This is a genomic window from Micromonospora sp. NPDC050784, assembly GCF_044456765.1.
Taxonomy (GTDB): domain Bacteria; phylum Actinomycetota; class Actinomycetes; order Mycobacteriales; family Micromonosporaceae; genus Micromonospora; species Micromonospora foliorum.
In genome coordinates this window covers 116,110-138,627 of the sequence record NZ_JBITGG010000004.1, presented here as the reverse complement: position 1 = coordinate 138,627, position 22,518 = coordinate 116,110, and the positions used below count along the sequence as shown (strand labels likewise).

Sequence of the window (22,518 nt, the reverse complement as noted above, 5' to 3'; positions counted from 1 at the left end):
CCAGGATCCGTCGCGTGCTGCCACCAACGTCAAGACGTCTGCGGTGTGGCCGGTGAGGGTGTGTTGGAGGCTGCCGGTGGTGGGGTTCCAGATGCGTACGGTTCCGTCGTGTCCGGCGCTGGCGAGCCAGGATCCGTCGCCTGCTGCCACCAGTGCCCGCACCCAGCCGATGTGGTCGGTGAGGGTGTGTTGGAGGTTGCCGGTGGTGGGGTTCCAGATGCGTACGGTTCCGTCGTGTCCGGCGCTGGCGAGCCAGGATCCGTCGCCTGCTGCCACCAGTGCCCGCACCCAGCCGATGTGGTCGGTGAGGGTGTGTTGGAGGGTGCCGGTGGTGGGGTTCCAGATGCGTACTGTCCTGTCGTTTCCGGCGCTGGCGAGCCAGCCTCCGTCCGGTGCCGCCGCCAATGCGACCACCCCGCTGAGGTGGCCGGTCAGGGTGCGTTGGAGGGCGGGGTGGGGGAGGTCGGGCGGCGGCCACCGGTTGGCAAGCCGCGGATGCGGAAGGGTTGGCACGTAGGTGGCCAGTAGCGTCGCGAGGTGCGCTTCGCTGTCGAGCCGGCCGACCAACACGTTGCCGAGGGCCTCGGGTGGGTCGGTGGGGGCCAACAGGTGATTGTTTTGCCTGATGGCTCTGCGTAGTACGTCCGCTGTGGTGGTGTCGACGCGGGAAAGGTCGGTCTCGACGCTGGCGGGGCCGTGGCGTTGCAGGCGAGTGATGACCCACCGCAGGTCGGTGACGGTGGCGGCGAGTTCGTCGTGGCGGCCGGCGGCATGGAGGTGTTCGGCCAGGTGCGTCACGAGGTAGTCCTCCGTGGCCGACAGCGTCCACCAGGCCGTGGCGGTGTCGGTTGCCGGCGCGGCCAGCGGCGCCGCTGCCGCAACGAGCAGATTGTGCAGCCGCTTCCGTTGGCCCGCGTCTGTGGCGTTTCGCAGCAGGTAGGACCGGATGATGTCGTGCAGCCGGATGGTGCCCTCTTCGGCCTGGTACTGCAGCAGCAGCGACATTCCGGCCAGGATCGCGCAGACTCGCCGAGTGCCACGCGCTGTCAGGCCGCCGGTCTTGGCCCACAGGAGGTTGAGCACCGACAGTGGTATGTCGACGTCCTCGCCAAAGATCGCTAGCTCGATGAATCGGTCGCTGATAGTCGGATCGAGGAGGTCCAAGCCGGCACGCACGGTTGTCTCCACCGCGCGGCCGCTGCGGGCAACGTCGTCGAAGTCGAAGCCAGCCGGGCCTTCCTCGACGAGCCGATCCGCGATGTCCCGTAGCGCCCAGGCCACGGTGGCGCCGTAGTCCTCGACATGGCGGACCACGGTCCGATTGGCGATGCCGAGCAACACCGGCCAGCGACCGGTCGCCGACAGGACTCGGGCGACGAGATCGGGCGGTGGATCGCGAAGGTCGCGGGTTAGCAGCGCTTCCGCCTGCACCGTGGACATTTGGTCGACCCAGACGCTGGACCGGGCCGGCACTAGTCCGCGCTGGCGAGTCGTGACCAGCCTGCGGCACCGCGTCCCACCCTGGCGGAACGGGTCCAACTGGTCGGCCCTCCATACATCGTCGACAACCAGCAGAACCTCATCCGGCTGGCTGTCCAGCAACGCACCCAGCCGATGCCCCGCCTCTACCGGGTCGGTAAACCCGCTCCGCGAGCCGGTGAGATGTTCGATCAGGTTGTTGACCCGGCCGGCCAACTCGGCGCCAATCGACTGTTCGCCGACGGTGACCCAGAGCAGGCCACCCCGGAACCGGTCCCGTACCCGCCGCTGATGGCACAACCAGGCAGCCAGAGTCGTCTTCCCGAACCCGCCCGTGCCGTGGACTCCGGTCACCGCTATCGGGTGGTCCACGTCCCCGGTTACCAACTCCAGCAGCGGCTCGGCCAGCTCGGGCCGGGCAACCATGCCCGCCACCAGTGGCGGCGCCATCCACGGACGGCGCACCAGACGGGACCCACGGTCATCGTGGTAGACGTTGATCGTCCCGTCTGGTGCGTTGAACTGGTGCGCGTGGCCACGTGACTCGAACCGATCACCCCCAGCCCGCTCGGCGGTCTCGCTCACGATGCGGGTCGCTCCTCCAGACGATTGGTAACCGTGATCGAGCCGCCCGGTGCGTTGTACTGCGTCGCGTTGTCGCTGGCGATGAAGGTGTTCACCCAGTCGCTTTGCAACGCGGGCAACCGCCGGCGAAGGTCTGCCGCCCAGATTCGCAACTCGTCACCGAGCTCCGGATGCTCCTCCACGAGATCAGCCAGCCGTTGTTGCCACACAAGCGCCAGCCGCTGCCGAACCGCAACCTGCTGCCCGGCCGGTGCCGAGGCGATCTCCGCGGCCGTCTGATCCGCCCAGACCTCCGCCAACTCGGCCCGTCGCTGCCCCGCGCGGCCGAACAACCCGGCCACCCCTGTCCGCGCTGACTGCCATGCGTCGGTGGCAACCGCGCCAGCCAGCGCCGACCCGCCTGCTGCTACCGCCGACAGGATCCAGCCCTCAAGCACAGCGACACTCCCGTCAACGTCCAGCAGGTCTCGACCTACGGTAGCTACCGAATGCACACGGTGGAATCTCGGCGGTTCGGTGTGTGTGGGTAAGTCATGATTTACGGTGTGTAGTTATGCCGTGTGCATGGCCGAGGATGACGTGGCTGTTCTGTGCGCATACGGCCAGGTGTCACTGCGAATCATGCTGAGGCTTTCCTTACAGTCAGTCACGTAGCCTTCCGGTGTTCCTCACTCACCCGTGATTGCTCCTGGAGGTTTCGACGTGCGGATCAACGGACGGCTGCTCGTGCCGATCTCGTTGGCAGTGGTGCTGGCGACCGCCGCCTGTGGCCTCTCCACACCGGCGTCCGGGCCGGCCGAGGTCCCACGCTCCGGCCCGACCGCGCAGAACTCGGCCCCGAGCCCCAGCGACACTCCAGCCTCCAGCCCGCGGCCGAAGATCCCGACCGACAAGCAGATCCCCACCAGGGCCGCAGGCACCTTCACCACCGCCACCGGCACCGGTCGCGTGATCGGCAAGGGCAAGAAGCGGGTGCGCTACAGCGTCTCGGTGGAGAAGGGCATCGCCTGGGGTGACGTCCCCGCCTGGAAGCCGGACCGGTTCGCCGCGAGCATCGAGCAGGTGTTGGCCGCACCGAACGGGTGGGCCACGTCGGCACAGCACCCGGTCAGCAACGCGGCGGTGAACCTGACCCGGGCGTCCTGGTCCTTCCAGCGGGTCGGCACCTCGACTGTCGACGTCGACGTGCGGCTCGCGACACCCAGGACAGTGGACAGACTCTGCGGCGCGAGCGGTGTCGACACCGAGGGCGTCTACTCCTGCAAGTACGGCAAGACCATCATGATCAACCTGCGGCGTTGGCTTCAGGGGTCACCGGGATACCCGGTCAGCATCGACGACTACCACGCCGGCGTGATCAATCACGAGTTCGGTCACTTCCTCGGCTTCGCCCACATGAAGTGCGGTGGACGCGGCAAGCCGGCCCCGGTCATGATGACCCAGACGATGGGCCTGGGCGGGTGCGTGCCGAACGTCAGCCCGTTCGTCGGCGACGGGCAGTTCGTCAGCGGACCATGGGCACCATCCTGACCGCACGGATCTCGCGGTGATCACTGCGAGCCCGGGCGGACCGGCAGCACGGGAACGAAACGGACGGGCCCGGCGTGACGCCCAGCCCAGCCGAACGCGCAACTGATCAGCTGGCGGTGGTGAGACCCTGCAGACCTCGCGCGCTGCTCGGCGCCGAGATCGCTGATGCCGCCTGTCGTCCGGAGGGGCCCCCCTCTGCCAGCGGTGCTCCCGCCGGCCCCCAGGCGCTGCTGATCGAACGGGTTGCCGCCCGGCCAGGATCGTCGGCATCACAGGCGCCCCTTTCCTGGTGATCGGCCACGTCGTAGCGATCGCTTGAGGTCGAGCGCTCCGAGCGCTGCCACCATCAGCGAAGCGCCAGCGCCAACCGCCAAACCGCGGTTGACGGGTTTGCGGCAGGCGGTGGGGGCAGCGTCTGTGCCCGTTCGATGGCCGCCTCGATGCCGTTGCGGAAGTCGTTGAAGTCAAGCCTGGTCTTGTCCCAGTGAGGCAGGTACTTGCGGAGCAATGCCTCCGCTCTCTTGGCGTCGTCCAGGTAACGGGTGCACAAGTCCAAGTGCAGGATGAGCCAGACCTCGAAGCAGGGTTTCGACCAGAGAAGCGTCACGGCATGCTGTCGCGCTTCTCGCTCTGAGATCTCGGGTGGGTAGTGGTCGACGTCGCAGACGACGTACGCCTGGTCGAAGTCGTTGTCGTCACGCCGTCGAGCAGCGCCTCGCACTGCGTCGATGGGCGAGCCCTTCTCCACCGCCACGACGAGGCGGTGCTCAAGCCACGGCTCACGCCGGAGTCCTTCGAGGTAAACCCGTTCAGTCGCTTCACCGTTCGTCACTGCGAGGATGGTTTTCCGCTGCTCCCTGGTGGAGACCTTGCGACGAAGGTCGGTCTCGCGGGTCGTGCCGATCCCTGCCCGGCCCTTGCGCTGCTGCTGGTCAGTCTGTCGCTTCGCCATCCACCGGTCCTCGTGCCGCGAGTGCCTGCTCGAACAGATACGTCGAAAGGTCCGGAACCGCGCCGTAGTTGCCATTGAGGTATCGCCGTTGGCGGTTCTCGCCCTCCTTGCGCGGTTTGAAGTCTGTCAGCGGGTACAGGGTGGATGCTCCACCGGCGTCCTTCTCCACGAACCAGATCTCGTCACGGTGCAGGATCTCTTCGGTGTCGATGGTGCCAAGCAGAGCTGCGTCGTGACTGGTGAAGATGAGCTGACTGTGCCGGGGGTTCGACGCGGTGGACTGGAACAGGCCGATGAGCTTCGCGGTGAGCAGTGGATGCAGGCTGGCGTCTATCTCGTCCACGCACATGGTGCCGCCCTGGCTGAGGACATCGGCGGCTTCGATTGCGAGCCCGAGTAGCTGTTGGGTCCCTGTCGACTCTTCGGCCAACTCGAATTGGACCTCGCCCGCCGGCCCTTGGTGGGCGAACTTCAACCGCTTCCGCTCCCGGCTCGCCCTATTGCGTCCGTTTCGGAGCATCCTTCGTTCGTTGGCAGGTTCCAATCCCAAGTCTGAGGGCCGGAAGAGCATGGGCTGCTCGTCGGTCACCGTGCTGGTCACCTCGACCACATCGACGATCCCCACGTCGGCCGCCCGCAACAAGTCGACCAGGGTGCGCCGGCTGGCATCGCTCTGCGGCCAACCGGATCGATAGCTTCCCCCAACATGGGGTTGGCTTCGCGTAGACATGCGTTGGAACCACCGGTAGACAGCGCGCAGTGGCTCGCTCCCCGGCTCGTCTGGTGCCGATTGCCGGTGATCGAAGCGGGCGATGGTGCTGACGAAGAGTGCGGTGGGGGCGGTGACCTCAGCAATCCGCTCCAGCAGTAGGCGTTGGTTCGAGTCTTCGCCCCAGGCGAAGGTGTCGCCGTTGCGCTCGAAGACTCGCCGCTTTCTCTTCAGCGGATAGTGGTAGAGCCACTCCTCGACGACGCCGTCGTTGTCGAGGGCGAACCCGTACGTGTGCCGTACCCCGTTCAGGTCGAGGTCGACGACGTAGTGGGACGGGGCTTCGAGCGATTCGACGGTCATCCGGTACGGCTCGCGAGCCACGCCAAGCCCTGGCTCGACATCCCGATCAGAGAAGATCACGAAGCGGCGCATGAATGCCAGAGCGTCCAGGCAGTTGGACTTACCAGAGGCGTTGGCGCCGAAGATGCCGACCACTCGGACCGCCGGCCCTGGGTCACCACCTCGGTAGGCCGGCGTGAGGTTGAGTTGTTGCTCGTCCCGGAAGGACCGGTGGTTGGCGAAGCGGAAACTCAACAACATGGCTGTGCCCTCTTGTTTCTTGGCCTTACGGCCGTTCCCTGCGAGTAAACCACGCGGAACGGCCTGAGAGGCAGGGCGCGCCAGGGGTCATCCCTCCCGATGGCTGCCAACCGTCGGCCTGCCGATCCTTGCCGTGGGAGGCATCGAACTCGGGCCTGCGCTGGTAGGCGATTGGCGAAGGCACGACGACCCAAAGGCGTGACCGGTCGGTGGTCGTGGGACCCGCCGCGGCCGAGTCGAGTTGCCGGTCAGGGATGCGGGCATCGCCGGTTCGGCCCTCTGGGCGGTTCTGTCCGGTAGCTGACTGCTGCTGCTCTTTCTGTGCGGTGTGTTGGTGGCGCGCCGACTCCCGCGCCAGACGGAACTCGCCTGATGCCAGGAGGGTGGGTGTCCAGGAGACCCCGAGACACCCACCAAGCCTCAGCGGGAGATGCGGGCCGAACGCACGAAGCTCGCCCAGGCGGTGGGGGAGAAGGTGAGGGCCGGGCCGTGCGGGTCCTTGCTGTCGCGGACGGCGACGATGCCGGGCAGGTTGTCGGCAACCTCGACACACTCCCCGCCGTTGCCTGCGCTGCGGGTGCTCTTGCGCCAGGAAGCGCCCGTCAGGTCAACCATGGTGAACCTCCCCGATGACCTTGTTGATCAGTTGGAACGATTGTCCCTCATCAAGAGCGAGCGACAGCAGGCTCGACCAGACCTTCTCATAGGTCGCGAACTCGTTCGGACGGTCGAGGTAGAGAGCGCCCGTGATCGCCTCGCTGTAAACCAACGGCGGCTCAGGCGTGCTTCGGTTGCCGAGCGGAAAATCAAGGAGCACGAACTCGCCAGCAACGGTCCCGTGGTGGGGCCCCGCGATCAGGGGTAACACGCGAATCGAGATGTTCGGTAGGCGGGTCAGCCGTAGCAGGTTGTGGAGTTGATCCACCATGGTCTCGGGGCCGCCTACCGGCCGGAGGAGTACGGACTCGCAGAGCACCACCTGCACCTGCGGTGCTCGCGGCAGGCGGCGGGTCAGCAGGGACTGCCGTTGCAGGCGCAACTCGACCGCCCGTTCCCGGTCGTCCTCGCCCATGTCGGGCTGGTCAATGCGGTAGATGCCCCGAGCGTAGTCCCGGCTTTGCAGAATGCCCGGCACGAGGCTGTTCTTGTAGAAGCGGAGCTTCGACGCGGCGGATTCGAGGCCGACGTACAGCTCGAACCATTCCGGGACGGCGTCGCCGTACGCGTGCCACCAGCCCTTCGCTTTCGTCGCGCCGGCCAGGGAAGTCAGCGCCCGGGTCAGCTCGCCCGTCGCCCCGTACAGCTCGCACATCGCTCGGACGTCGACGCCGCGCACCGAGCCGAGCCCGCTCTCGATCCGCCACACCTTCTGGCGGCTGCACTCCAGCGCTTCGGCGACCGCGTCCAGGGGCGCTCCCGCCTCGGTGCGCAGGTCACGCAGCGCCCTGCCGAGCTGGCGTCGGGGCACCGTCGAGCCCACGTCATCGGCCACCCGGCTCTCCTTCCTGTTGAGTTTTGCAACATCCCGACAGCCGTTCTGCAACAGGGGAATGTTGCGCACAAATAGCGGAACAGTGTGCGTCGACATTCATTGCGATGGTGCTTCCGACCTTACAAGATTGGTCCGACAACAGCGATGGACGCGCAATTCCCGCGCCGGTGAACGTCGATCAAATATGAGGAAGGGTGGTGCTGCTTCGTGCGCGCGTTTCTCCGTCATCTCCGGGCCGAGCCACCCCGGCCGGCGCCCTATCGGGCGGCCAACTACGTACCCCTGAAGCCCTGGCAGGTCCGCGGGCGCCAGTTCACCCGGCGTGGCCGGCGTGGCGTGGACGCCGTGGAGGTCGCCGAGTTCCTCGACCGCGTCGCCCACGATCTCGCCGAGGTGTACGCGGCGTTGGGCAGCAACCGGCGGGAAACTGAGCGGATCAAGGACGCGCTGAAGCGCTGGCAGTCCCAGCGGGCCCGCGAGGATCTGGCGGCCCGCCGGTGAGCGCCCGTTGGGTGGCGCACCTGCCGTTCACCGCTGCCGACCTGCCGGCCGCCCAGCAGTTCGCCGGCACCCTGGCCCGCTCCCTGGCCTTCCTCACCGAAGTGGACGCCGGTGAGACCACCGTGTCCGCCGAGGACGCGCAGGGCGTACGCCATCGGGTGTTCTGCGACCTGCCCCTCGATGGCGGTCGGCGGTGCGTGCGGCGGGTGGAACACGATGGTGACTGCGCGGCCCGGCGGTGCCGGTGACCGCGCCCGTCGTCGTCTGCCCGGACTGCGACGGGATGACCTTCAGCCTAAAACCGTGCCGCTGCACCACCTACGGCGACTGGTTCCTCGCCGATGCCGACGCGCTTGGACCGCGCCGGGAGGCGTACCGGAGCTGCGAGCAGTGTCGCGGCGCGGGCACCGTCGCGTACCCCTGTTATCGCTGCGGCCGACTCGGCCGGCGGCGGGCGCAGCTCGTGGTCGGCGGGCGGCCGCATGTGGCATCCCGACCGCTGCTGAAGGCGATCGAGGATCCGATGTTCGAATCCGGCTAAGTGCGCTGTAGCACGATGAGCGGAGATCTGCCCGGAATCAGACTCGCTTTCGGGATTTGGGCTGTCCGCTCGGTCCCGGGGACGGCACTGCCCGGCCAGGAGGTGTCTCCTCGCCAGCCGGGCAGCACTCCACTTCTGATCAGCTGTCGGTGCTCAGACCCTTGAGCATCTCGGCGAAGTCGGTGGTCTCCGCCGGCGGCGGCGTCTCGACGGTCACGGCCTTGCCGTAGTCGGTGTAGTCGATCACCATGTCGCCCATCTCGCCCATGACCATGCCGGCCCGGCGCGGCCGGTACTGTTCGTCAACCCACAGGTCGAGCTTGAGCTCCTTCACGCCTTGCGTGGCCAGCGTCTGCTCGGTGGCGTCGCGGCGCATGGCGTCGATCTGCTTGAGGTAGGTCGCCACCGGAGTGGTGACGGTGTAGTGCACCGTCGGCACCTCATTCACCGTCTCCTGGCCGACCACCGTCGTGCCCTCGATGGCGAGCAGCGTCTTGACCTGCTTGACCGGGTCCACGTCCTCGAACTGCTTGCTGAAGCCCGTGCCTGCCATCTCGCTCAGACCAGTCAGGTCCATCTTCATCCAGCGCTTTCCGCCCGTAGCCGTGCGGGCCTCCGCTGGCACCTCGGTGAAGATCACGGCACCGATCATCCGGACGGTCGTGGCGCCCTTGCTGTTGGTCATCTTCATTTCGGCCTTGAGCGGGTCACCCAGGTCCAGGAAACCCTGCATCGAGATCTTCTCGCCGCCCATCGTGCCCGTCATCGTCACGGTCACCGAGTCGGTCTTGTTGGTGGCCTCGGCCGTCTTCAGCAGCGACCCCTTGAGATCACTGGCCAGCAGCTCCAGGACGCTCGGCTGCGTCGGCTCGTCGGACGCGCCGGACGTCACGCCGCAGGCGGAGACAGCGAACGCGGTGAGCGCCGAGATCGTCACCAGAGCGGGTTTCTTCCAAAGTGACACGTACACGCCTTCCCCCGTAGGAATCTGGGGTGATCCCCAGTAGACCGACGACACGCTAGCCCACGTGGTCGATCCGGGGGCACCGCGTTTTCGCCGATCCACCTCTGATCGACACGCGATCGTTGATGTCGGGGTACCCGGGTCGAGGGGATACCCCGACATCGCGGATGTCGGCGGTGCGGGGTAGGACCGGTGGTTACTCCGGGACGCGGCGGTAGGCGCCGTCGCTGGCCGAGGTGGCCATCGAGGCGTACGCACGCAGCGCCGCAGACACCGGGCGCTGCCGGTCGGTCGGGGTGTACGGCTTGTCGCGCTTCTCCTCGGCCACCCGTCGCGCCTCCAGCTCCTCGGCGGGGACGTTCAGCTCGATCGACCTGTTCGGGATGTCGATGACGACCTCGTCGCCGTCGCGGACCAGGGCGATCAGCCCGCCGGAGGCCGCCTCGGGGGAGACGTGCCCGATGGAGAGCCCGGAGGTGCCACCGGAGAAACGGCCGTCGGTGAGCAGCGCACAGGAGCGGCCCAGCCCACGTCCCTTGAGGAACGAGGTGGGGTAGAGCATCTCCTGCATGCCGGGGCCGCCCTTGGGCCCCTCGTACCGGATCACCACGACGTCCCCGGCGACCACCTGCTTGGCGAGGATCGCGGTCACCGCGTCGTCCTGCGATTCGTAGACCTTCGCCGGGCCCCGGAAGGTCAGGCAGTCGTCCGGCACGCCGGCGGTCTTCACCACACTGCCCTCGGGCGCCAGGTTGCCGTGCAGGATGGCCAGCCCACCGTCGGCGGAGTACGCGTGCTCGCGGTCCCGGATGCAGCCGCCGGCCGCGTCGGTGTCCAGCGACGACCACCGGTTGGTGGTGGAGAACGGTTCGACGGTACGCACACCGCCGGGAGCCGCGTGGAACAGCTCGACAGCCGTCGGGGTGGGGGAGCCACCGCGCACGTCCCAGTCGGTCAGCCACTGCGCCAGCGAGGGGGAGTGCACGGCGTGCACGTCCCGGTTGAGCTGCCCGGCCCGGTCCAGTTCACCGAGGATGGCGGGGATGCCACCGGCCCGGTGCACGTCCTCCATGTGGTAGTTCGGCGAGTTCGGCGCGACCTTGGCCAGGCACGGCACCCGCCGGGAGATCGCGTCGATGTCGCTGACGCCGAAGTCCATCTCCGCCTCGCGGGCGGCGGCGAGCAGGTGCAGCACCGTGTTGGTGGAGCCGCCCATCGCCACGTCCAGGGCGACCGCGTTCTCGAAGGCGGCCTTGGAGGCGACCGTACGCGGCAGCACCGAGTCGTCGTCGCCGTCGTACCACCGCTTGGAGATCTCCACGACGGTCCGGCCGGCCTCGACGAAGAGCGACCGGCGGGCGGCGTGGGTGGCCAGCGTCGAACCGTTGCCGGGCAGTGCGAGCCCGATCGCCTCGGTGAGGCAGTTCATCGAGTTGGCGGTGAACATGCCGGAGCAGGAGCCGCAGGTCGGGCAGGCGGAGCGTTCGATCTCACCGAGCTGCTCGTCGGTTACCGCCTCGTTGGAGGAGGCGATCATCGCGTCGATCAGGTCGATCTTGCTGTGCACGACGCCCTCGATCGCCATCGTCTTGCCGGCCTCCATCGGGCCGCCGGAGACGAAGACGGTCGGGATGTTGAGCCGCAACGCGGCCAGCAGCATCCCGGGGGTGATCTTGTCGCAGTTGGAGATGCAGACCAGGGCATCCGCGCAGTGCGCGTTGACCATGTACTCGACCGCGTCGGCGATCAGCTCACGGCTGGGCAGCGAGTAGAGCATGCCGCCGTGGCCCATCGCGATGCCGTCGTCGACAGCGATGGTGTTGAACTCCCGGCCCACCCCACCGGCCTCGGCGACCGCGTCGGCGACCAGGCCACCCATGTCCTTGAGGTGTACGTGACCAGGCACGAACTGGGTGAAACTGTTGGCGATGGCGACGATCGGCTTGCCGAAATCGTCGTCGGTCATCCCGGTGGCCCGCCAGAGGGCCCGGGCGCCGGCCATCGTCCGACCGTGTGTGGAGGTCCTCGACCGCAGCTCAGGCATACACACCAGCATGACACCGTCGGCACGCCGGCCCACCCGGGTATCTGCCGTGTCCCAACAGATGCACACTCAGCCCCCCAGAACGTGCGCCCATCCGGCACTCTTGGAGGCGTGCATTCTCCACCGGGCATGGTCGCTGTCGCGGCGCTCAGCGGGCTCGTCGCCGCGGTGGCCGCCGTGCTGCTGACCGTCGTCGCCCGGCGGCGCACGGGGCCGCGGCGACCGGCGCACCTGCTGCTCGCGGCGGCCGCCGGTGGTGCCCTGCTCAGCCTCCTGACCGGGGTGCTCGCCGCGCTCAGCGCGAACGACCACTGGGCCCACGAGCAGGGGCAGCGCACCGGTTGGGCGACCGTGGTGGCGATCGGCACGGCGGTGAGCGGGCTGGCCTTCGCGGCTGGTCTGCTCCGGCTGCCCGGGGTGGCGGCCACCGCGGCGGGAACGGCCCGGCTCGCCCTGGACGGGCTGGTCATGGCGGCGGCGCTGTGGTTCGTCGGTTGGGTGCTCTTCTCCGAGCCCACCCGGTTGCTCGGTGCCGCGACCCCGATGGCCTGCCCGGCGATCCTGGTGGCCACGGTGAGCGCCGCGCTCGGTGCCGGGCTCGCCGTGATCGTCGTCTTTCGGGCCGCCACGCCACGTTGGCGGCTCGCCGCCCTGGGCGCCGGCATCAGCGCGGTGAGCTGCGGCGGGCTGGGTCTCAGCGCCGGGCTCTGCCAGGCCGGGCCGACCATGGCGCTGACCGGTGCGGCGGTGCTCGCCGCCGGCCTGCTGACCGTCGCGCTCGCGGTTCACCGGGCCGACCGGCCGGGGCAGGTCGACCTGGACCTGATCGGTCGCGACGGCGAGTACGCCATCGCACCGATGCTGGCGATGGCCGCCTCGGCGATGTACCACCTCGCCCAGGACGGCCGGTTCACCGCGGCGGGCATCGTGGCCGGCAGCGTGGAGGGTTTCGCCCTGGTGGCACGGCAGTACCTGACCCTGCGCGACGTCCGGGGGTACGCGGGCCGCCTGGCCGAACGGGAGGCGCACTTCCGTGAGCTGGCGCACACCGATCCGCTGACGTCGCTGGCCAACCGGCGCGGGCTGCTCCGCGCGCTGCACCAGAACGCCGCGGACCGGAACCCGTGTGTGCTGCTCGGGCTCGACCTGGACGGCTTCAAGAACGTCAACGACATGCGGGGCCACGACGTGGGCGACGCCGTGCTGGCCGAGGTGGGCCGGCGGCTGCGCGGCAACCTGCGCCCCGGCGATGTGGCCGCCCGGCTGGGTGGCGACGAGTTCGCCGTAGTCATGCAGGGCCGGTCGGTCGAGGCGGACCGGGTCGCCGAACGGCTCCTCGGGGTGCTCAACCGGCCGTACGACCAGCCGGAGGGGCCGGTCTTTCTGTCGGTGAGCATCGGGGTGGCCGACTGGGCCAACGAGCCGGACGTGGAGCTGCTGCTGCGCCACGCCGACCTGGCGCTGCGCTACGCCAAGCAGCGCGGCAAGAACCGGATCGAGCGGTACGACGCCGCGTACGACAAACTGCTGCGCCGCCGGACGACTGTGGAGCACGAGCTGCGCGGGGCCATCGACCGCGACGAGCTGCGGTTGGCCTTCCAGCCGGTGGCGTCGCTGCCGTCGGTGCGGCCGGTCGGCGCCGAGGCGCTGCTCCGGTGGCACCATCCTGAGCTGGGCAACGTCCGTCCGGACGAGTTCATCCCGCTCGCCGAGGAGTGCGGCATGATCGCCCCGCTCGGCGCCTGGGTGCTGCACCAGGCCTGCTACCAGCTCTCCCGGTGGCTGGCGGACGGGCACGACGTCTGGGTGTCGGTGAACGTCTCCCCGCGCGAGCTGCACGCCCCGGAGTACGTGGTCCAGGTCGCCGAGGCGCTGCGCGCCCACCACGTGCCGCCGCAGCGGCTGGTGCTGGAGGTCACCGAGCACGCGGTCGCCACCGACCTGGACGAGCTGATCCGGCGGCTCACCGCGCTGCGGTTGACAGGTGTCCGGATCGCGCTGGACGACTTCGGGGCCGGCTACTCGTCGCTGGGGCAGTTGCGCCGTCTGCCGATCGACATCCTCAAGATCGACCACAGTCTGGTCGCCGAGCACGAGCCGGTCCGCCCGGTCGACCAGGACGGCCCGGCGTTCGCCCCGATGGTCGACATCGTGATGCGACTGGGCCACCAGTTGGGGCTGGAGGTGATCGCCGAGGGGGTGACCACCCCGACCGAGTTGGCCGCGGTGGTGGCCGCCGGTTGCCGGTTCGGCCAGGGCGCGCTCTTCGGCTGGGGGGTGCCGGCCGAGCACCTGGAGGCGATGCTGGAGGCGGCCACGTCCCCGGGTGCGCGTCCCGCTCCGGTGCCCGCCCCGCGCCGCGCTCAGGGCGGGTCCGGGCAGCTCACCCCGTCCGCCGATAGCGCGTCGTCGGCCGACGCGCCGACCTCCGTTAACCAACATGTGGGATCAGTTGACTCATCGCGTGAGATGCGTCAGGCTTAGCCGCATGTCGTCGTACCGGTCGCTGCGAGTACTTACCTGAGCGCACTCTCCCTCATTGAGAGTGCGCTGGCCCCGTGCATCTGCACGAGGGCCGTTTTTATTGCCATCGGAACCTGGCGAGGCGGGCCCCGCCCGCGTCGCATCGCTTGACTAGCCACCAGCCACTCCAGCCGAAGGCCAGAACCGCCATGACGAGACCCACGCCCGAGACCCTCGCCCACACCGCCCGCCGGGCCCGCGCGGCCGCCGACCCGACCGTCGACGTCGACCAGGCCGCCACGCGCACGGCCACCCCGGCCGTCCCGGCGGTACGGCCCACCGCCGCGACCCCGATCTCCGGTGCCGGCTCGCTCGTGCGGTCCCTTGAGGCGCTCGAGGTCGACGTCGTCTTCGGCATCCCGGGCGGCGCGATCCTGCCGGCGTACGACCCGCTCTACGACTCGACGGTCCGGCACATCCTGGTTCGGCACGAGCAGGGCGCGGGGCACGCGGCGACCGGTTACGCGCAGGCCACCGGCAAGGTCGGCGTCTGCATCGCCACCTCCGGTCCGGGCGCGACGAACCTGGTCACCCCGATCGCCGACGCGTACATGGACTCGGTGGCGATGGTGGCGATCACCGGGCAGGTGGCCAGCCCGTTGATCGGCACCGACGGCTTCCAGGAGGCCGACATCCAGGGCATCACCCTGCCGATCACCAAGCACAACTTCCTCGTGCAGAACGCCGAGGAGATCCCCCGGGTGCTGGCCGAGGCGTTCCACCTGGCCAGCACCGGGCGACCCGGCCCGGTGCTTGTCGACATCCCCAAGGACGTGCTCCAGGCCCCGACCACCTTCAGTTGGCCGCCCACCCTGGACCTGCCCGGTTACCGACCCACCCTGCATCCGCACGGCAAGCAGATCCGGGAGGCGGCGCGGCTGATGGCCGCGGCCCGGCGGCCGGTGCTCTACGTCGGTGGCGGGGTGCTCAAGGCCGGTGCCACCGACGGGCTGCGCCGGCTGGCCGAGCTGACCGGCATCCCGGTCGTCACCACGCTGATGGCGCTCGGGGCGTTCCCCGACTCGCACCAGCAGCACCTGGGGATGCCCGGCATGCACGGCACCGTCGCCGCGGTCTACGGCCTGCAGAAGGCGGACCTGATCGTCGCCCTGGGCGCACGCTTCGACGACCGGGTCACCGGCAAACTGGACTCGTTCGCCCCGGACGCGGCAGTGGTCCACGCGGACATCGACCCCGCCGAGATCGGCAAGAACCGGCACGTGGACGTGCCGATCGTCGGCGACGCCAAGCACGTCATCGACGAGCTGATCACAGCGGTCACCGCCGAGCGGTCGACGGGGCGCACGGCCGACCTCAGTGACTGGTGGACGCAGCTCGACGACCTGCGCAACCGTTACCCGCTGGGCTACGACGAGCCGGTCGACGGGACCCTGTCCCCGCAGTACGTGATCAAGCGGCTGGGCGAGATCGTCGGCCCGGACGCGATCTTCGTGGCCGGGGTGGGCCAGCACCAGATGTGGGCGTCGCAGTTCATCTCCTACGAGAAGCCGTACACCTGGTTGAATTCCGGCGGCCTCGGCACGATGGGTTACGCGGTGCCGGCGGCGATGGGCGCCAAGGTCGGCAAGCCGGACACGGTGGTCTGGGCGGTGGACGGGGACGGCTGCTTCCAGATGACCAACCAGGAGTTGGCCACCTGCGCGTTGGAGGGCATCCCCGTCAAGATCGCCGTCATCAACAACGGCAATCTCGGTATGGTCCGGCAGTGGCAGACGCTCTTCTACAACGAGCGCTACTCCAACACCGAGCTCGGCACCCACAAGCACCGCATCCCCGATTTCGTCAAGCTCGCCGAGGCCCTGGGCTGCGTCGGGCTGCGGTGCGAGAGCGCGGATGACGTGGACAAGACCATCGCCGCCGCCATGGAGATCAACGACGCGCCCGTGGTGATCGACTTCGTGGTCGGCAAGGACGCGATGGTCTGGCCGATGGTCGCCGCCGGCACCAGCAACGACGAGATCATGTTCGCCCGTGGCGTCCGCCCGGTCTTCGACGAGGATGACATTTAATGACGATGCACACTCTGTCCGTGCTGGTGGAGAACAAGCCCGGCGTGCTCGCCCGGGTCTCCGGCCTGTTCTCCCGGCGCGGGTTCAACATCGACAGCCTCGCCGTGGGCGAGACCGAGAACCCGGACGTCTCCCGGATCACCATCGTGGTCAACGCGGAGTCGTCCCCGCTGGAGCAGGTCACCAAGCAGCTGAACAAGCTGGTCAACGTGCTCAAGATCGTTGAGCTGGACCCGCAGGTCTCGGTCGCCCGGGAACTGCTGCTGGTGAAGGTTCGCGCCGACCGGTCCGCGCGGTCGCAGGTGCTGGAGACCGTCAACCTGTTCCGCGCCCGGGTGGTCGACGTCGCACCCGACACACTGACCATCGAGGCCACCGGCACCCCGGACAAACTCGACGCGCTGCTGCGCGACCTCGAGGCCTTCGGCATCAAGGAAATGGTCCAGTCCGGGCTGGTGGCCATCGGGCGCGGCTCGCGTTCGATCACCGCCGGTCCCGCGCTGCGGGCCGCCTGACCCGCCGCCGGCCGGCCCTCGGCCGGCCGTCCCGGAATTCATCCGCACAGACCACGACGGGCCGCCCCGGCCGTCGTACGAAAGGGAAGTTCTCATGAGCGTTGAGGTGTACTACGACGACGATGCCGACCTCGGCCTGATCCAGGCCAAGAAGGTCGCGGTGATCGGTTACGGCAGCCAGGGCCACGCCCACGCGCTGTCGCTGCGTGACTCCGGCGTCGACGTGGTGATCGGTCTGCCGGAGGGCTCGAAGAGCCGTCCCAAGGCTGAGGAGCAGGGCCTGCGGGTGCTCACGCCGGCGCAGGCCGCCGCCGAGGCCGATGTGATCATGGTGCTCGCACCGGACACCGCCCAGCGCGGAATCTACGCGGAGTCGATCGCCCCGCACCTCGCCCCGGGCAAGGCGATCTTCTTCGGCCACGGCTTCAACATCCGGTACGGCCTGATCAAGCCGCCGGCCGAGGTGGACGTGGCGATGGTCGCGCCCAAGGGCCCCGGCCACCTGGTCCGCCGCCAGTACAGCGACGGCAAGGGCGTGCCCTGTCTCGTCGCCGTCGAGCAGGACGCCAGCGGCAACGCGCTCGCGCTCGCCCTCGCGTACGCCAAGGGGATCGGCGGCACCCGGGCCGGCGCGATCAAGACCACCTTCACCGAGGAGACCGAGACCGACCTCTTCGGCGAGCAGGCGGTGCTCTGCGGCGGCGCCTCGGCACTGGTGCAGACCGGCTTCGAGGTGCTCACCGAGGCGGGCTACGCCCCGGAGGTCGCCTACTTCGAGTGCCTGCACGAGCTGAAGCTGATCGTCGACCTGATGTACGAGGGCGGCATCGCGAAGATGCGCTACAGCATCTCCGACACCGCCGAGTACGGCGACCTCTCCCGTGGCTCGCGCATCATCGACTCCCGGGTCAAGGACGAGATGCGCAAGATCCTGGGTGAGATCCAGTCCGGCGAGTTCGCCCGCGAGTGGGTCGCCGAGGACGAGGCCGGCCGGCCCAACTTCACCAAGTGGCAGGCCGAGGGTGCGGCGCACCCGATCGAGGAGACCGGCAAGAAGCTGCGCGGCATGATGAGCTGGGTGGACCGCCCGATCACCGAGACCGCCTGACCGTCCGGCTCGGCCGGACGACGATCTACCGACAGCCCCTGGGCTGGCGCTCTCCCCAGCGCCGCCCCGGGGGCTGCCCGGCATGCTGCCGCCCGTCGATGCGTCGGGCGGCAGTGTTCGTGCGCCACGGGCTCCGCTGCGGTGAGCGGGTGACCGACGCCACCGGGGGGTTCAGCAAGGTCGGAGCGACCGTGTCGGTGCGGTGAACGGCCGATGTCCATCGCTCGACCGGGCGTGTGAGGGCCCTCACCCCGAAGACCGGAACACGCCGACCAGCGTGGCCCCTACGATCGCCTGTAGGTGCAGCAGCCGGCACCTGACGGCCACGGCACGGATCAGCGCAGGGCGCAGTGCGGCGCCCGGCCGCCCGGGCCGATCGCAAACACGACCTCTACGAGGACCGATGAATCCTGTCGTACTGATCGCCGAAGAACTCGCCCCCGCCGCCATCGAGGTGCTCGCCCACGACTTCGACGTCCGTCACGTCGACGGCACCGACCGTCCGGCCCTGCTCTCGGCGCTCTCCGAGGCCGACGCCGTCATCGTGCGCAGCGCGACCCAGATCGACGCCGAGGCGGTCGCCGCCGCGCCGCGACTCAAGGTGGTCGCCCGGGCCGGCGTCGGACTGGACAACGTCGAGGTGCCGGCCGCCACCGCGCGGGGCGTCATGGTCGTCAACGCGCCCACCTCCAACATCGTCTCCGCCGCCGAGCAGGCCGTCGCGCTGCTGCTCGCCGTCGCCCGCAACACCGCGAGCGCCAGTTCCGCGCTCAAGGCGGGGGAGTGGAAGCGGTCGAAGTACACAGGCGTCGAGGTGCAGGGCAAGACGGTCGGTGTGGTCGGCCTCGGTCGCATCGGAGTGCTCTTCGCGCAGCGTATCGCCGCGTTCGGCACCCGGCTGATCGCGTACGACCCGTACATCCAGCCGGCCCGTGCGGCGCAGCTCGGCGTCCGCCTGGTGGGGCTGGAGGAGCTGCTACGGGAGAGCGACTTCATCTCCATCCACCTGCCGAAGACGCCGGAGACGGTGGGCCTGATCGGTGAGAAGGAGCTGGCGATCGTCAAGCCCGGCGTTCGCATCGTCAACGCCGCCCGTGGTGGGCTGGTCGACGAGCAGGCGCTCGCGGACGCGATCGCCGAGGGCCGGGTCGCCGGCGCCGGTGTCGACGTGTACAGCAAGGAGCCGTGCACCTCGTCGCCGCTGTTCGCCTTCGACAACGTGGTGGCCACCCCGCACCTGGGCGCCTCCACCCACGAGGCGCAGGACAAGGCCGGTCTCGCCGTCGCCAAGAGCGTCAAGCTGGCGTTGCAGGGCGAGTTCGTCCCGGACGCGGTGAACGTGCAGGCCGGCGGTGTGGTCGCCGAGGACGTTCGGCCGCTGCTGCCGCTGGCGGAGAAGCTCGGCCGGGCGTTCACCGCGGTCGCCGGTGGGGTCGCCGCCAGCGTCACGGTCGAGGTCCGCGGTGAGATCGTCAGCCACGACGTGTCGGTGCTCAAGCTCGCCGCCACCAAGGGCCTGTTCAGCTCCGTGGTCGAGGATCAGGTCACCTACGTCAACGCCCCGCACCTGGCCGCCGAGCGTGGCGTCGAGGTCACCCTGGCCACCCTGGCCGAGACGGCCGAGCAGCCGACCCTGGTCACGGTGCGCGGCGCGCTGCCGGACGGCCGGACGGTCAGTGTCTCCGGCACGGTCACCCACTCCGGCGCCCGGGACGTCCTGAAGCTGACCGAGGTGGACGGCTTCGACGTGGAGATCGGCGCGGAGGGCATCCTGCTCTTCCTGCGCTACGCCGACCGGCCCGGTGTGGTCGGCACGGTCGGTACCCTGCTCGGCGAGTCGGGCATCAACATCGCCGCCATGCAGGTGGCTCGTCGGGAGGCGGGCGGCGAGACGCTGATGACGCTCACCGTCGACCAGGCGCTCGGCGCCGACCTGCTCACCTCGGCCGCCGAGTCGATCGGCGCCACGGCGGCCAGCGCCGCCGACCTGCGCGACGAGTAGTAGACGACAAGCACCATGGGGGGCCTGGCGATTCGCCGGGCCCCTCGTCGTATCCCGTCCGTGCCCCGGGTCGGGGTCAGCCGGGCAGCCGCGCCGGGGGCGGATAGACCGAGCCGTCCTGCGGGTCGAAGAGCATCAGTCCGTGCTCGCCGGCCAGCCGCTCGATGTCCAGTAGCACCTGGTCCGCGCAGGTCGGGTGCAGGTTCAGCTCGACGTGGTCGTGGGCCGCGTGCAGCGGCGCCACCGCCCACGGGCTGTTCGGGCCGGGGTGACGGTCCGGATAGGAGGCGGTGATCGCCCGGTAGAAGCTGACCACCCGCGGGTCGGGGTAGCGGTCCACGTGCCGGCCCTGCCGGCAACCGTCAACCGCTGTCCGCACGTCCTCGGGCGTCGCCCCGTCCTCCAGGGCCCACACGCTCAGATCGAAACTCACGGCGGATAGCGTGCCATCCGCCGTTCACCATGTCGAAACTGCCTCGCCGCCGGTCAACCACGGATCACCGCAGTCTCCGTTCGCGACGGTCCGGTGTGGAGACTCTTGCGTCGAGTTGCGTCGATTCGCTAGCGTACGCACTGCGGTCACTGGCCGAGTTCGAGGCGCCGGCCCGTCTTCGGGTGGCGCGGTCGACGTCCGGCCCGACCGGTCCGCACCCCTCGGTTGTGCGAGCCACGCGCACTCGTCGCTGACCGGCCCCCACTGTCGTTGCCGAGACCGTGGGGGCCGATCGCGGGCCCGACCAGCTCAGCGACGGTGTGCGAAGAGCGCGCGATAGTCGGAGTTGCCGCGGAACCACGCCAGGCCGGTGGGGCCGGCGGCGTAGAGCGCGGTGGCGTACGCGTCGGCGATCGTCAGGTCGGGGCCCACCACGGTGGCGGCGACGAGGTGATCCGCCGGCTCGCCGGTGTGCGGGTCCACCACGTGCCCCTGCCGCCCGGTCACCCCGGAGGTGCCGACCGCGCCGGCGGTCATCTCCAGCACCAGGGGAGCGCGCTCGGGCGCGGTCGGGTGGTGCACCGCGACCCGCCACGGCCCACCGTGTGGCGCGCGGCCCCGGACGACGAGGTCAGCGCCGGTGAGTACGGCGTAGTCGTGGATGCCGGCGGCGCGCAGTCGCTCCGCGGCGCGTTCCACCGCCCAGCCGCCGAGCAGGCCACCCGGGTCGAAGCCGCCGGGCACCGCCCAGGCGTCGAACCACCCGTCGGTGGCCGCGCGCATCGCCGTGCAGCGGTCCACCAGATCGGCGAGCGGGGGGTACGAGTCCGGGCTGATCTCGCCCCGACGCAGCCGGGAGACCAGGCTCTCCGGTCGGTTGGGGCCGTAGGTGAGGTCGATGGCGCGCAGCTCGGCGACGCTGTCCCGCAGCGCCTCGCCCACGCCCCGGCGGCCGAGCCACTCGGGGGCGTTGAGCAGCAGGGTGTACTCGGCGGTCGCGGTGCGTACGGTGTGCTGCACCGCGATCCGGCCCTCGGTGGCGGCGGCCGGGTCGATCCGGTTCCGGCGGCTGCCGAGTCGAAGGTCCGGCCGGCGGTTGCGGAACGTGGACGGGTCCGGCCAGCGGGTCCGTGGCTGCTCGTCGATGCGCATCGCATCTGCCCCCTCGCACGTGGCGCCGCGTCGTCGCGACCCCGTTGGTCAGCAGGCCCCCGCGACCCACTGATCACCACGGTAGGCAGCGAAGATGACCACCCCATGAGTCCCAGCTGAGAGAGACCTGTGCATTCCCGCGTCCCAGATCGTGGACACGGCGTACCGGGAGGCGGGACGGCGACGTACCGTTGCCCGAACGGAACCGTTGAGCAGAGGAGTGCGGTCGTGGCGCGGATCGCGGTGGTGGCCGGAGACGGCATCGGGCCCGAGGTGGTCGCGCAGGCCCGCAAGGTCCTCGACGCGGTGCTGCCCGACGTGCAGGCCACCGAGTACGACCTCGGTGCCGCCCGCTGGCACCGTACCGGAGAGGTGCTGCCCGACTCGGTGCTGGCCGAGCTGGCCGGGCACGACGCGATCCTGCTCGGCGCGGTCGGTGACCCGACGGTCCCGCCGGGTGTGCTGGAGCGGGGGCTGCTGCTCAAGCTCCGTTTCGCCTTCGACCAGTACGTCAACCTGCGCCCGTCCCGGCTCTGGCCCGGGGTCGCCGGCCCACTTGGCAACGTGAAGCCGGGCGAGGTCGACCTCGTGGTGGTGCGCGAGGGCACCGAGGGGCTCTACGCCGGCGCCGGTGGCTCCCTGCACCGGAACACCCCGGCCGAGGTCGCCACCGAGGAGAGCCTGAACACCCGGCACGGCGTGGAGCGGGTGATCCGCGACGCGTTCGCCCGCGCCGGCCGCCGGGAGCGGCGCAAGGTCACCCTCGTGCACAAGACCAACGTGCTCACCCACGCCGGGTCGCTCTGGGCGCGCACGTTCGACGCGGTCGCCGCCGAGCACCCCGACGTCGTCACCGAGTACCAGCACGTCGACGCGGCGGCCATGTTCCTGGTCACCCAGCCGCAGCGCTACGACGTGGTGGTCACCGACAACCTCTTCGGCGACATCCTCACCGACATCGCCGCGGCCGTCACCGGCGGCATCGGGTTGGCCGCCAGCGGCTGCATCAACCCCGAGGGGACGTACCCCTCGATGTTCGAGCCGGTGCACGGCTCGGCGCCGGACATCGCCGGGCAGGGCGTCGCCGACCCGGTCGCCGCGGTGCTCTCCGCCGCGTTGCTGCTGGAGCAGCTCGGGCACAGCGAGTCCGCCGCCCGGGTCAACGCGGCGGTCGCCGTCGAGCTGGCCAGCCGGGTCCCGGGCGTAACGCTGCGTACCGAAGAGGTCGGCGACCGGCTCGCCGCCCACGCCGTAGCCTGACCACCCCGGCCCGTGCGGCGACCGGCCCGAGGGTCGGTCTGCCCGGGCCGGCCGTCCCGCCCGACCGGCGCTACCCGCTGAACGACCGTTCGGGG

General features: G+C 69.8%; 20 protein-coding genes. 10 read left to right on the top strand and 10 right to left on the bottom strand.

All coding sequences use genetic code 11. The features are described from left to right. The coding region (locus tag ACIBD9_RS07000; RefSeq protein WP_396715266.1) for an NB-ARC domain-containing protein at positions 1–1,929 on the bottom strand (1,929 nt) is incomplete at its 3' end. 131 nt (positions 1,930–2,060) lie between these two features. Then, entirely contained in the window at positions 2,061–2,501 is a 441-nt protein-coding gene (locus ACIBD9_RS06995) for a hypothetical protein (protein ID WP_396715264.1), read from the bottom strand. 265 nt (positions 2,502–2,766) lie between these two features. On the opposite strand from ACIBD9_RS06995, the gene ACIBD9_RS06990 reads away from it, so the two are divergent. Continuing rightward, positions 2,767–3,594 carry a DUF3152 domain-containing protein gene (locus ACIBD9_RS06990; RefSeq protein ID WP_396715262.1) on the top strand — a complete coding sequence of 276 codons (828 nt, stop codon included), beginning with the start codon at positions 2,767–2,769 and terminating at the stop codon, positions 3,592–3,594. Positions 3,595–3,940: 346 nt separating this feature from the next. Here the strand turns inward: ACIBD9_RS06990 and ACIBD9_RS06985 are convergent, their stop codons facing one another. The 4 genes from ACIBD9_RS06985 to ACIBD9_RS06970 form a co-directional block, all read right to left on the bottom strand. Next, on the bottom strand, positions 3,941–4,546 hold the full coding sequence (locus ACIBD9_RS06985; RefSeq protein ID WP_396715260.1) for an RloB family protein: 606 nt from the start codon (positions 4,544–4,546) through the stop codon (positions 3,941–3,943). Then, positions 4,527–5,858 carry an ATP/GTP-binding protein gene (locus ACIBD9_RS06980; RefSeq protein ID WP_396715259.1) on the bottom strand — a complete coding sequence of 444 codons (1,332 nt, stop codon included), beginning with the start codon at positions 5,856–5,858 and terminating at the stop codon, positions 4,527–4,529. The genes ACIBD9_RS06985 and ACIBD9_RS06980 overlap by 20 nt, the downstream gene beginning before the upstream one ends. Before the next feature lie 420 nt (positions 5,859–6,278). Next, positions 6,279–6,473 (bottom strand): DUF397 domain-containing protein, encoded by a 195-nt coding sequence (locus ACIBD9_RS06975; RefSeq protein ID WP_396715257.1) that lies wholly within the window; start codon positions 6,471–6,473, stop codon positions 6,279–6,281. Then, a complete protein-coding gene (locus ACIBD9_RS06970; protein ID WP_396715255.1) occupies positions 6,466–7,446 on the bottom strand; it encodes a helix-turn-helix domain-containing protein in 981 nt (326 codons plus the stop codon). The genes ACIBD9_RS06975 and ACIBD9_RS06970 overlap by 8 nt, the downstream gene beginning before the upstream one ends. A gap of 111 nt (positions 7,447–7,557) precedes the next feature. Between ACIBD9_RS06970 and ACIBD9_RS06965 the strand changes: the two genes are divergently transcribed. From ACIBD9_RS06965 to ACIBD9_RS06955, 3 genes are read left to right on the top strand one after another with little or no spacing between them, the layout of a single operon-like run. Then, positions 7,558–7,851 carry a DivIVA domain-containing protein gene (locus tag ACIBD9_RS06965; protein WP_396715253.1) on the top strand — a complete coding sequence of 98 codons (294 nt, stop codon included), beginning with the start codon at positions 7,558–7,560 and terminating at the stop codon, positions 7,849–7,851. Further along, positions 7,848–8,099 (top strand): hypothetical protein, encoded by a 252-nt coding sequence (locus ACIBD9_RS06960; RefSeq protein ID WP_396715251.1) that lies wholly within the window; start codon positions 7,848–7,850, stop codon positions 8,097–8,099. Before ACIBD9_RS06965 ends, ACIBD9_RS06960 begins: the two co-directional genes overlap by 4 nt. After that, entirely contained in the window at positions 8,096–8,392 is a 297-nt protein-coding gene (locus tag ACIBD9_RS06955) for a hypothetical protein (protein ID WP_396715250.1), read from the top strand. The genes ACIBD9_RS06960 and ACIBD9_RS06955 overlap by 4 nt, the downstream gene beginning before the upstream one ends. Positions 8,393–8,531: 139 nt before the next feature. On the opposite strand, the gene ACIBD9_RS06950 is transcribed toward ACIBD9_RS06955, so the two are convergent. After that, positions 8,532–9,356 carry a hypothetical protein gene (locus ACIBD9_RS06950; protein WP_396715248.1) on the bottom strand — a complete coding sequence of 275 codons (825 nt, stop codon included), beginning with the start codon at positions 9,354–9,356 and terminating at the stop codon, positions 8,532–8,534. A gap of 196 nt (positions 9,357–9,552) precedes the next feature. Continuing rightward, positions 9,553–11,400: a dihydroxy-acid dehydratase gene (gene ilvD / locus ACIBD9_RS06945; protein WP_396715246.1), complete on the bottom strand. Its 1,848-nt coding sequence runs from the start codon at positions 11,398–11,400 to the stop codon at positions 9,553–9,555. Positions 11,401–11,511: 111 nt separating this feature from the next. On the opposite strand from ilvD, the gene ACIBD9_RS06940 reads away from it, so the two are divergent. The 5 genes from ACIBD9_RS06940 to serA all read left to right on the top strand — a co-directional run bounded on the left by ACIBD9_RS06940 (position 11,512) and on the right by serA (position 19,578). Then, entirely contained in the window at positions 11,512–13,884 is a 2,373-nt protein-coding gene (locus tag ACIBD9_RS06940) for a putative bifunctional diguanylate cyclase/phosphodiesterase (protein ID WP_396715244.1), read from the top strand. Positions 13,885–14,072: 188 nt separating this feature from the next. Next, positions 14,073–15,953, top strand: a complete 1,881-nt coding sequence (locus tag ACIBD9_RS06935) for an acetolactate synthase large subunit (protein WP_396715242.1) — start codon at positions 14,073–14,075, stop codon at positions 15,951–15,953. After that, positions 15,953–16,468, top strand: coding sequence for an acetolactate synthase small subunit (gene ilvN, locus ACIBD9_RS06930; RefSeq protein ID WP_088946549.1), 516 nt, complete (start codon positions 15,953–15,955; stop codon positions 16,466–16,468). The genes ACIBD9_RS06935 and ilvN overlap by 1 nt, the downstream gene beginning before the upstream one ends. Positions 16,469–16,562: 94 nt before the next feature. Further along, on the top strand, positions 16,563–17,576 hold the full coding sequence (gene ilvC, locus ACIBD9_RS06925) for a ketol-acid reductoisomerase (RefSeq protein ID WP_355418356.1): 1,014 nt from the start codon (positions 16,563–16,565) through the stop codon (positions 17,574–17,576). 403 nt (positions 17,577–17,979) lie between these two features. Next, complete coding sequence (gene serA, locus ACIBD9_RS06920; protein ID WP_396715240.1) at positions 17,980–19,578, top strand: phosphoglycerate dehydrogenase; 1,599 nt, start codon at positions 17,980–17,982, stop codon at positions 19,576–19,578. Between the two features lie 76 nt (positions 19,579–19,654). Here the strand turns inward: serA and ACIBD9_RS06915 are convergent, their stop codons facing one another. Then, positions 19,655–20,011 carry a hypothetical protein gene (locus tag ACIBD9_RS06915; RefSeq protein WP_124774447.1) on the bottom strand — a complete coding sequence of 119 codons (357 nt, stop codon included), beginning with the start codon at positions 20,009–20,011 and terminating at the stop codon, positions 19,655–19,657. Positions 20,012–20,320: 309 nt separating this feature from the next. Further along, the gene (locus ACIBD9_RS06910) at positions 20,321–21,163 is read right to left on the bottom strand and encodes an FAD:protein FMN transferase (RefSeq protein ID WP_396715237.1); all 843 of its coding nucleotides are present in this window, start codon (positions 21,161–21,163) and stop codon (positions 20,321–20,323) included. 228 nt (positions 21,164–21,391) lie between these two features. Here ACIBD9_RS06910 and ACIBD9_RS06905 point away from each other — a divergent pair, with 228 nt between their 5' ends. Further along, positions 21,392–22,423, top strand: coding sequence for a 3-isopropylmalate dehydrogenase (locus ACIBD9_RS06905; RefSeq protein WP_396715235.1), 1,032 nt, complete (start codon positions 21,392–21,394; stop codon positions 22,421–22,423). Positions 22,424–22,518 lie beyond the last annotated feature (95 nt).